General features: G+C 73.1%; 6 protein-coding genes and 2 pseudogenes. 1 reads left to right on the top strand and 7 read right to left on the bottom strand.

The window, feature by feature from the left end:
• Positions 1-60 precede the first annotated feature (60 nt).
• From BI06_RS36030 to BI06_RS36010, 5 genes and pseudogenes are all read right to left on the bottom strand, one after another.
• Positions 61-447 (bottom strand): annotated as a pseudogene (locus BI06_RS36030) (transglycosylase family protein); the annotation flags it as partial.
• Between the two features lie 459 nt (positions 448-906).
• Positions 907-1,542: a TMEM175 family protein gene (locus BI06_RS36025; RefSeq protein ID WP_199523409.1), complete on the bottom strand. Its 636-nt coding sequence runs from the start codon at positions 1,540-1,542 to the stop codon at positions 907-909.
• 123 nt (positions 1,543-1,665) lie between these two features.
• Positions 1,666-2,397: a heparin lyase I family protein gene (locus BI06_RS36020; protein ID WP_078880766.1), complete on the bottom strand. Its 732-nt coding sequence runs from the start codon at positions 2,395-2,397 to the stop codon at positions 1,666-1,668.
• A 333-nt stretch (positions 2,398-2,730) separates the two neighbouring features.
• Positions 2,731-4,650, bottom strand: a complete 1,920-nt coding sequence (locus BI06_RS36015; RefSeq protein ID WP_233290431.1) for a hypothetical protein — start codon at positions 4,648-4,650, stop codon at positions 2,731-2,733.
• 124 nt (positions 4,651-4,774) lie between these two features.
• Positions 4,775-8,380, bottom strand: a complete 3,606-nt coding sequence (locus BI06_RS36010; protein ID WP_051742653.1) for a serine/threonine-protein kinase — start codon at positions 8,378-8,380, stop codon at positions 4,775-4,777.
• Between the two features lie 357 nt (positions 8,381-8,737).
• Here BI06_RS36010 and BI06_RS36005 point away from each other — a divergent pair, with 357 nt between their 5' ends.
• Positions 8,738-9,625, top strand: coding sequence for a YihY/virulence factor BrkB family protein (locus BI06_RS36005; RefSeq protein WP_063795096.1), 888 nt, complete (start codon positions 8,738-8,740; stop codon positions 9,623-9,625).
• A gap of 60 nt (positions 9,626-9,685) precedes the next feature.
• Here the strand turns inward: BI06_RS36005 and BI06_RS54875 are convergent, their stop codons facing one another.
• Positions 9,686-9,811 (bottom strand): hypothetical protein, encoded by a 126-nt coding sequence (locus tag BI06_RS54875; RefSeq protein WP_255360317.1) that lies wholly within the window; start codon positions 9,809-9,811, stop codon positions 9,686-9,688.
• A gap of 80 nt (positions 9,812-9,891) precedes the next feature.
• Positions 9,892-10,149 (bottom strand): annotated as a pseudogene (locus BI06_RS47200) (solute carrier family 23 protein); the annotation flags it as partial.
• Between the last annotated feature and the right edge of the window lie 108 nt (positions 10,150-10,257).

Below are 10,257 nucleotides of genomic sequence, written 5' to 3'. Positions count from 1 at the left end.
TGGTCGGGTGCAGCGGCGTTGTTGTGGTGCGCCCCCGTGGTGGTGGGGGTGGGGGTGTTACTTGGTGAGGCCGGCCTTGACGGAGCAGACGGGCCAGGCGCCGGGGCCCTGGGCGGCGAGGACCTTCTCGCCGATGGTGATCTGCTGGGCCTTGGTGGCCTGGTGGGCCTGGGGGGCGTAGGCGGTGCCGCCGAAGGCGGCCCAGGTGGAGCTGGTGAACTGGAGGCCGCCGTAGAAGCCGTTGCCGGAGTTGATGGCCCAGTTGCCGGTGGCCTCGCAGGCGGCGACCTTGTCCCAGACTCCGGCGGGGGCGGCGGAGGCGGCGTTGGCCGTGACGAGGCCGGCCACCGGCAGGGCGAGGACCGCCCCGGCCATCAGTGCCGTCCGGACGCGGTTGCGGCGCTTGGTGGCGGTGGTGGCGGTGGTGGTCTCGTTACGGAAGGTCATGGGTTTCCTTTTCGGAAGGGGGTGGGGGCGTGCGGAACCAGGCCCTGGGGGCTTGTGGTTTCGTGGGGGTTCGCACGGTGTTGCCGGTGAGCGTTGTGCTCGTTCGGTGCAACGCATTCGAAGTTACGGGGGTGGTGGTGGGGTTTCAAGGATTCGTAGGTTTAGCGAGGTCAGTGGGGGGTTACCGTGGGTATGGATCATGATATTGGCCTGTTTTGAAGGCAAATGTCCTGATTTTCAAGATCGAATACCGGCGGAAAGTGGTCCGGGCCACTCCGGGGGGCCTGTGAGGCCGGGCACACGGTCGACGGGGCGTGGCGGTCCGGCTGCGGCGGGTGCCGGAATCGGGGGGCCGGGCGGGGTGCGGCGGTGGCGTCGGGTGGTCCGGGCCACAGCCCTCACCCGCCGTGGCCCGTGCCGTCACCCGCTGTACGCGAAAACCCCCTGGCGCGGGCGCGGTCAGACGTCCGAACGGCTGACCCGGGTGCTCCAGCGCCCGATGGCGACCTTCACCGGCAGCAGCACCAGCCAGCCCCACACGACCCGGGACCCGATGAGGAAGCTCAGCGGCGCCGTGGCGGCGAAGACGACCACCGTCGCCCCGAGGTCCGCCAGATAGGCGTGGGCCTCCCGGTCGGGCAGCGGAGCCGACCGGAGCCAGGGGCGCCTCCACACCACGAGCAGCAGCGTGAACTGGGTGCTGCCGAGGGCCGCGACGGCCGCCGAGTAGATGGCCACGGCCGAGGGCTCGCTGGCGTACTCGGCGATGAGGGAGGTGGGGAAGGGGAGCAGCGCCGCGATCCCGAGGCCGAACAGCGTCAGCCGGATCACCAGGCCGTCCACCTGCCCGACGCCGAGGAACAGGCGGTGGTGGTCACGCCAGAAGGCCGCGAGGACGAGGAAGCTCAGGGCGTACGCGCCGACCTGGGGGAGGAGCTCGCGCAGCTGGCGGTGGAACTCGGAGGAGTCCAGGCCGTCGGGGAGCTTGATGTCGATGGCGAGCAGGGTGATCGCGATGGCGTAGACGCCGTCGGCCAGTGCGATCAGCCGCTCCGGCCTGCCGAGCAGGGGCTCCGGGGCTGTCGGGGTCGTCATCCTGCCGACCCTAGGGAGTGGAGGGCCGGGAGCGGCGCAGGCCCGGCGGTGTTGCCGGGCCGTGTCCCGCCCCCGGCCTTGTCCCGCCCCGCGGCCGCGCGCTGCGCCCGGCCGCGCCCCGGGTCAGGAGCCGGCGGTGGCCGCCTGGAGGGTGGTCGCCATGATCGGGCTGGTGAAGGTGTTCGTCGCGTTCCCCGGGGACGGGTGGTAGGAGCCCCACTTGAGGTAGTTGCGGTCACCGTCCCAGGTGGTGCCCTTGAAGGTGCCGGAGCCGTTGGTGAAGGTCTGCTTCACACCGTCGAACCAGAAGTCGATGGTGCCGTTGGTGCGGCCGAGCCGGATCTTCAGGGCGTAGGAGTGCCACTGGTTGTTGCTGGTCGGCGCGGTCCAGAGGGTGTGGGCGACGTGCTCGGTGTCCCACTCCTGGAGGCGGATGCGCCCGGTCGTCGCGTCGATCTCGATCGGGTGGTTCGCCGTGTCGGTGCTCGGCGAGCACTTGAGCTGGAAGACGTAGCGGCTGTTGGAGTCCTTGATGTTCAGCTTGGAGGACCAGCCGAGGTAGAAGGTGCTGCCCTCCTTGAGGTTCGGGCCGAGCGTCTCGCAGCGCTCCTCGCCGGCGGCCTGGAAGGCCCGCCACACGCTGCCCTTGGCCGGGTCCTTCACAACGCCGAACTTCCCCTCCGCGCACTGCACGCCGGCGAAGGAGGAAGGGCCCTTGCTGGTGCTGGGGGTCCACAGCACGGTGTCCGCCGCGGTGGCGGAACTGCCGGCGACGGCGGTGCCGCAAGTGATCGCGAGCGCGCTGAGCGCCACGACACCGGCGGTGGTTCGATGGCGGTGTGCCGATGAAGGCATGTCTCTCCTGGGCGGACGAGTCGTCGGAATCGGATGCCGACCGGGCGGTCGGCCCGAACGTGCGAGGAGATTCGACCACCTGACGACGCGTGGGACCAGCCGGGCCGACCGGTCGTGGCCCTTTCGGGCAACGCCGCCGGTCGGCCCGCTCCGACGGCCGGCCGTCGCGGGCGACCGGGGGAGGTCGGCCGCAGGAACGGCACGGGAACGGCGACCGGCCGCCCGGCCACGGCGTAAGCCGCCGCGCGCCCTGAACGGCACGCCCCGGACTCCGCGGAGACGGGACACCCGGCGACACCGGCTCACGTCCGGCACGGGCATGGTCCGGCCGGGTCAGTGCGGCGGGCCGATCCGGGCGCCGCCGTCCAGCACGCCCTCCACCTGGACGTTCGCCCGGGCCGGGCGCTCCACGGCCAGGGTGTGGTCCGGAACGGGCCGGTCGGCGGACCAGTCGGGGCCCTTGACGGTGAGCCTGGTGACCCGTCGGCTGCCCGCCGCCAGCAGGAACTCTGTGCCCTGCGGGGAACGCCACCAGGCCCAGCCCACGGTGTCCTGCTCGAACCGGCTGCACGACCGGCCCGGACCGCCGCCGGTGCGCTGCGGAGCCTGGGCGGCGGGCAGCAGGACGGCCGTCGCGGCGCTGCCCTCGCCGGTCCAGCGGTCGGCGCGCAGGCAGACCCAGGACGCCGAGCCCGCGTTCTGCGGAAGCGGCTGCACCGCGAACGCCCACAGGTTGAGCTGCTTGACGCCGGGAGTGCCGTCCGGGGCGGCGCAGCCCGCCCGGGCCCAGGCCTGGAGCGCGTCCGGGCCGGTCGCCTCGCGCGGCGATCGCGCCGGCTGGCTGCGGTCCGGGGGCGGAGTGTAGGTGAGGTGGGCGGGGACGAGCCCGCCGAGGTCGGCCAGCAGGAAGGCGTGCTTCTCGGCGACGACGGGCGAGGAGCGGAGCTGGAGCACGGTGGCTCCCCGGCAGTCCGTCAGCACGCCGCCCGGTGTCGCCGGGGTGAGGCCGTCGGGATGGTCCAGGGGCTGGGCGGGGGTATCGGGCCGGTCGATCCGGCGGGTCTCGGCGGCCTCCACCCAGGGGGCGAGCAGGTAGCGCACGGAGGTGCCCCGGCGGCGCAGCACCACCGCTCCGGCCGTCGTGACGTCCGAGTCGTCGGCCCGGGCGAGGTCGAGGCCGCCGTCGCGTCCGTCGGTGTAGCGGGCCAGCCGCTGCCCGTCGTACAGGAGCACCACGGCGGCGCCGTCCACGGTGCCGGCGTAGAGCAGCCGCGGCGGGGCGATCGGCGGCGCGGTGTCCGTGCCCGGTTCGGCGCGGGTCTGCGGGCCGGGACGCTCCCAGGCGGTCGTCGCGCGGCCGAGCAGCGCGGCGTCCTCGCGGCGGTCGCCGCGGGCCGGCCAGGCGGTGAAGTCGATCCGCGCGGTGTGCTGCCAGAGGTCCGCGGGCACGTGGACCAGGCGCGCCGGATCGGCCGCGGCGCCGACGGGCGGAGCGGGCGCCGGCCCGGTGGTGGAGGCGACCGGGGCGGTGCCGGTGCCGGTCGCGCTGCCGGAGAGCACGACGGTCGCGGTGGTGAGGCCGAGCACGCCGACCAGCAGCGTGGCGGTCAGTTTCCGGCGGCGGCTCAGCAGGTCGGTCGGCTGGACCCGGACGGCGCAGGGGTCGAAGGCGGAGAGGTCCGGCTCCGCCGATGCGCCGACGCCGACCGATGCCCCGATTCCGGACGCTGCGCCCACACCGGCCGCCGCGTCGAGGGCCCGCTCGGCCTGCTCGACCCCGGCCTGCCGCAGGACCTCGGCGGCCTCCGGGGCGGTCAGGCCCTCCACGACCCGCAGCGCGAACGCGGCCCGGGCGGGCGCGTCGAGCGCCGCGAGCGCCTGCTCCAGCGCGGCGTCCTGCTCGCCGCCGTGCGGGGTGAACAGCCGCAGGCCCCAGACCCGAGGTGCCAGCAGCCGACGGGCGGGGCGGGGGCGCAGCCCGTCGCGCAGCACCCGAATGCGCAGCGCGGCGTAGACCGGGTCCTCGTCGCCCGTCGCCGGGTCGGACCGGCGGGCCCAGCGGGACGGCAGGGCTCGCTGGACGGCCGTGTGGGCGGCGAGGACGCGGCTGTGCCGGTCGCGGTCGGCGGGCAACGCGACGTACGCCAGCCGGACCAGCCTGCGGTAGTGGCGTACCAGGGCGGCCTCGGCCTGGACCACCGGGCGCGCGGCGCCCCGGGCGGGCGCCGCCGAGTCCACCGTCCGTTCTGCCAACGGGCCCTCCCCGGAGTCTTCGGTGCTGTCGTGGTGGAGGGTCCAACGAGTCGATCATGTGATGGTTGCGCCGTCCGGGTGTCGGGCGGGCCCGGAGGTCCTTCGGGACCGCCCTTCTGAACCGTCACGGGCAGGAGCGCCGGTAGGGGATGTCCGGGATGTAGTGCTTCCATTCCTCGCGGGTCGGGGCGCCCGCCCGTTCGCACAGCTCGTGGACGAGCCGGTCCGGCGCTGTCGGGTAGGTGAAGAACGCGCCGTAGGTGTCGACCGCGATGAGGCCGGTGCCGTCCGGGGTGAAGGAGACCCCCACCAAGTCCTGCACGGGGCCGGTGAGCGGCAGGCCGAGCGGGACGCGGTTGGTGTTGTCCCAGACCTGGACCTGGTGGACGTCGGACTTCTGGATGACGGCGAAGAGCCGGCCGTCGGCCGAGACGGCGCCGGCCGTGCCGTGGTCGAGGAGCGACTGGCTGCCGGGGCCGGTGCGCAGGTTGTCCTTCGGCTGGAGGGTCCGGGCGTCCCAGTACCGCAGGTAGGGAAGGTAGCCCTGAGGGAAGGCGTACAGCGTGGTTCCGTCGTCGCTGACGGCGTCGGGTTCGAAGTCGGTGAAGCCCTTCGTCAGGACCTGGCCCGAGGGGAAGGCGACGGAGCCGATGCCGGGTGCGGCGTAGACGGATCGTCCGTCGGGTCCGAACAGGAGCCTCAGGCCGTTGCCGGGGTATCCGGCCTGCAGCTGGAGACGGTGGATCAGGTGCTGGGTGGACAGTTCCCAGAAGCTCAGGGAGTCGGTGCCGTCCTCCCGGGCCTCCGCGACGGCCAGTGCGGTGCCGTCGGGGGAGAACGCGAGGGCGACCATGTTGGCGGTGTGCTGGTCGGACAGGGACTCCAGTCCGAGGGGCAGTGATGCGAGCAGGGGCTGTCCGTCCGCGGCCAGGTTCCAGACCTTGATGCGGTCGTGGCACTGGGCGGCGAGCAGGCTGCCGTCCCCGCTGAGGCGGTAGGGGGCGAACTCGCAGCCGTCCGCGGCCACGGAGAACCGCTTGGTGCGCGAGGCCAGGGACCAGATGTCGACACGGCTCCCGCTGGGCAGTGCCATCGTCGTGCGGTCCCGGCTGGTCGCCGAGTTCTGGTAGAAGTCCTCCGTGGGCCCGGGGGGCCGAGTGATGGCCCGGACGCCGAGCACGCGCACGACGGCGTCGCTGCCGACGCACTCCAGCGCCGTGTCGTCGGCCGTGAAGCGGTAGGCGGTGCGCGGATCGCACTCGCCCTGCGTGGACGGCATTCGCAGGACGGGCTCGGGCCGGCGGAAGCAGTGGGGCCGGCCGATCGGGCAGGACGTCCACACGGTGCCGCCCCAGTTGAGGTAGGCCCCGTCGTGACTGAACGACAAGGGGTAGTCCGTCACGACCGCGGAGTCGGCTCCCTTCAGCTTCGTGGGATCTCCGTACGCCCGGTCGAAGAGGCTGATCTCGCCCGCTCTCGACGTGATGGCCGCCGTCTTCCCGTCCGGGGCGAACACCACCGGGCCGGTGATGTCCTCCGGTGGCATCCCGAGGTCCGGGACCGGCGACGGCTCCAGCTCCGGAAGGGTGTTCCACTGGAACGGTCGGCCGTCGCGCGACAGCGGGAAAGAGACGAGCCGTTCGTCGGGGGAGAACGAGGTGCCGTGCAGTAGAAAGGCGTCCAACGGGGCGGACACCGAGCCGACGACGTGCTCCGTGCGGGTGTCCCACACCGTCAGCGTGGCCGCGCTCCCACCGCCCGGTTCGGGCGGGTCCGAGACGGCCTCGACGACGAGGTAGCTCCCGCGCGGGCTCAGCGCGGTCCTCGGCCAGTACCCGTTGCTCTGACGGGGGGCGGTGAAGGCCCGTTCGGTGCGCGTCGGCGCGCCGTAGGAGAGGTCGAGCAGCCGTACGACGCCGTCGTCCCCGGCCGCGGCCGCAGTGGAGCCGTCCGCGGACACGACGACCTGGTGCACGGCGGCCGGCGCGGTCCAGGAGCCGACCTTCTCGCGGCTCTGCGGATTCCACACGTCCACCTGCGTTCCGTCGCCCGTCACGAGCAGGTGGCCCGAACCGTCGAGCTCGGCGGTGCTCGCCCGGTAGCCGGGAAGCCGGAAGACGTCCTGCTCCGGCTGGTAGTTCAGCGCCATCAGGGCGTTCCAGGACTCGGGGCTGTCGGCGAGCCCGGCCGCCGCCACCGACAGCCGCCGGGCCAGCTGCGGATCGCTCGTCCGCAACGACATGGCGACACCGGCCACCTGCGCCGAGGTCGCGCGGTCACGTTGGGCAGCCAGGGTGTTCTGCTGCTCGAAGGCGACCACCGCCGTTCCCGCGGCGATGACCAGCAACAGGGCCAGGACGGAGCTGAGCGCCACCCGCAGCCGCCCCCGGCGCCGGCTCAAGGCCGAGCAGGCCTCCAGGAACGCCTGCTCGGTCCGGTTGAGCACCAGATGGCGCCGTCCCGTCGCCGCCCAGTCGCGGACCTGTTCCAACGGGGTCCCCTGGAACAGGTCGCTGCCCTTGCGGCCGTGGTCGGACCAGGTCCGCGAGGCATCGGCCAGGCGCTGGTGGACGGAGAGGCCGGCACGTTCGTTCGCCACCCAGTCGCGCAGCCGTGGCCAGGAGCGGATCAGGGCGGCCGTCGCCAGGGTGACCCGGTCGTCCTCCCGGACCAGAACCCCGCGCTCGGTGAACAGCGCGAGGATCCGCCACACCACCTCCCGCGGGAACTGGTCGTCGGAGAACTCCTCCGGCCGCGCGAACCGGAGCGCGTCCTCGGCCCGTTCGCCAGGCGCGACCAGGCGCAACAGCATCGACGGCACCGCTCGCTGTTCCTCCGGGCCCAGAGCGCCGTACGTCGCCTCCGCGACCTGGGCCCGGGACGGCGGGGCGTGGCTCGGCCGGCCCTCGGGCGCGACGCCGCGCACCACGGCGGCCAGATCGGCGCGGCCCACCAGGGACAGCAGCAGTTGCTCGGACGTCGGTCGCTGCTGGGGGTCCTTGGCCAGGGCCGAGGCCACCAGCGAGCGCAACGGCTCCTCGAGGACGGAGACATCGGGGTCGTGCGTGGCCACCTGGTGGGCGATGGCCCCGACGCTGTTCCCTCGGAAGGCGTCGTGCGCGGTGGCCGCGAACAGCACGACCGCCGCCCAGCCCCAGATGTCGACCTTGCCGTCGCCCGAAGCTCCGCGGTAGCGCTCCGGTGGCATGTAGCGCAGGGTTCCCATCGGCAGGCCGGCCGTCGCCGTACCCTCCAGGATGCGGGCGATCCCGAAGTCGATCACCCGGGGCCCGTCGGGTCCGAGCAGGATGTTCTCCGGTTTCAGGTCCCGGTGCACCACACCGGCCCGGTGGATCGCCACCAGCGCCGTCGCCAGGTTGACCGCGAGACGTCGCAGCTGCTCCGGTCCGTACGCGCCGCGGTCGTTCACAGCCCGACGGAGGTCGGGCCCAGCCACGTACTCGCTCACGACGTAGGGGACAGCGCCGTCCAGATCGGCCTCCAGGACCCGGGTGGTGCAGTACGGCTCCACCATGCGCCAGGCGGTGATCTCCCTGCGCAGCCGATCCCGGTCCGGAACGTCGACGGCGCGCAGGACCTTGACCGCGACGCGTGTCCCGTTCGGATCGTAGCCCTCGTACACCACACCCTGACCGCCCGCCCCGAGCCGCCCGTCGAGGTAGAAGCGGCCCAACTGCCGCGGATCGCTGAACAGCAACGGTTCGCCCACCGGCTCACCCCTCATGTCGAGGGCCACTTTGGCGCATTGCGCAGCACGGCACCAGACCACGGCACCAGACCACGGCACCGGCCACTGCCGCCGAGTGCCGTTGACCCTCCCGGAGCCCGCGGCGCGTCGGCGCGTGCCCGCGTCCGAACCGGCGATCACCCGGGTCGGCCGCCGCCGCCGACCGGGCACGACTGCGGTGGGGCCGGCGAGGCGGTTTCGCAGTGCGCGGGGCGGGAAGGCGGTCGCGGCGGCGGATCGGACGCCGTCGGTCTCCTGAGTATGTGGGGGTGCGCGGTGGTTCGGTCGGTGGGTGGCGACGAACGGTGGAAGGCGGCTCTGCGGCGTACACCGCTGAGGATGTGGAACGACGACGTCACCGACTTCGCGGCGGCCCTGACGTACTACGCGATCCTGGCGATCCTTCCGGCACTGCTGGCCACGGTCGTCGGCTTCGCGAAGATCAGCCCGGCCATCGCCCGGGACGCGGCGGCACACCTGGCCGGGCTGGTGCCGGGTCAGGCCGGTGCGCAGGTGGACGGCGTCCTGAAGCAGGCGCTCAGCGGTGGTTCGGCCGGGTGGACCCTGCTGGCGGCGGGTGCCGTCAGCGCGTTGTGGTCGTGCTGCAGCTACCTGGCGGTGTTCCGGCGAGCGCTGTGCCGGATGCACGGTGCCACCGACCGGCGCTCCCCCCTGCGCAACGCCCCGCGCATCGTGGCGACAGCCGCTCTGCTGCTGGTGCTGCTGGCGGTGGGCGCCTTGGCGCTGATCCTGGGCGGGCCCCTTGCCGACGGCGTGGGGCGAGTGCTCCACCTGGGTCGGACGGCGCCCTTGGTGTGGTCACTGGTTCGCTGGCCCGTACTGCTGTTGGTGGCGGCGGCGTTGGTACTGATCGTCTTCCGGACCGGGCCCGGTCCGGCACGTCAACGACACACCGGTCTGCCGGGCGGTGTCCTGGCGGCGGCGCTCTGGTTGCTCTTCTCGGCCGGCTTCGCCTTGTACACCAGCGCCCTGGGCACATACAGCCGGTTGTACGGCTCGCTCGCGGGAACGGTGGTCTTCCTGATCTGGCTCTGGCTCTCCAACCTGGCGCTGCTGGCGGGCGCGCAGTTCGCGGCGGAGCTGCGCCGGGCCGCTCCGGGGCCGGTCGGCGCATCCGGTCCCGACGTTCAGCAACCCCCGGGCGGCCCCCGTGGGTCGCGAGCGCCGTCCGCGTGTACGGCCGAATACCGATCCCACTCGGAGTGACCGTCCCGAGGGGACCGCCCGTTCTGTGGACGGTCCCCTCAGAGGCGGTCCAGAACCCGGTCAGCTGCGCTCGTTGTCGTCGTTGTCGTCGTACTCGGTGGTGCCCGCGTCCAGGAGTGGCGTCCCGGTCGGCTGCTTCATGTGTGCCGGGGCCATCAGCCGCAGCACGTGGTACCCGGTCAGCACGATGATGGTGCCGAGGGCGATCCCGGACAGCTCGAAGTTGTCGGTGAACTTGAGAGTGACGTTGCCGATGCCGACGATGACGCCCCCGTCAGCGTCGCCGCGTCCCCACCCTGCGTCCTGATGACCGCCGCCACCCCCACGAACGACAGGCTCGACCCCAGGTACGACGGAATCCGACCCCCCGTCACCAGCAGGAAGAACACCGTCGCCACACCCGACACCATCACCGCGAGGTTCGGATCCAGCCCCATGAGGACGGGAGCCACAAATGTTGCCCCGGCGAATGCATGACGAGGCCCTCCACTGGGCCGGTGCTCGGCGGTCTCCCGGGTGGCCACGGCCGAAGTCGTGCGGACGGGTGTCGGGCGAGCCCCGCCGATCTGTCGGGTGGTGCCGGGGTGGCGGGTTTCTGTCAGGCGGGTACGCCGCCTGTTGCCCGGTGGCTG

The sequence above is a fragment of the Kitasatospora sp. MBT66 genome (genome assembly GCF_000710405.2).
Taxonomy (GTDB): domain Bacteria; phylum Actinomycetota; class Actinomycetes; order Streptomycetales; family Streptomycetaceae; genus Kitasatospora; species Kitasatospora purpeofusca.
The sequence above is the reverse complement of the archived record's forward strand: the minus strand, read 5'-3'. Positions and strand labels throughout refer to the sequence as shown.

What these genes read in the sequence shown, in the direction of transcription:
- BI06_RS36025 (WP_199523409.1), bottom strand. Translation starts at nt 1,542, where the DNA reads ATGACGACCCCGACAGCCCCGGAGCCCCTGCTCGGCAGGCCGGAGCGG.
- BI06_RS36005 (WP_063795096.1), top strand. Translation starts at nt 8,738, where the DNA reads ATGTGGAACGACGACGTCACCGACTTCGCGGCGGCCCTGACGTACTAC.
- BI06_RS36020 (WP_078880766.1), bottom strand. Translation starts at nt 2,397, where the DNA reads ATGCCTTCATCGGCACACCGCCATCGAACCACCGCCGGTGTCGTGGCG.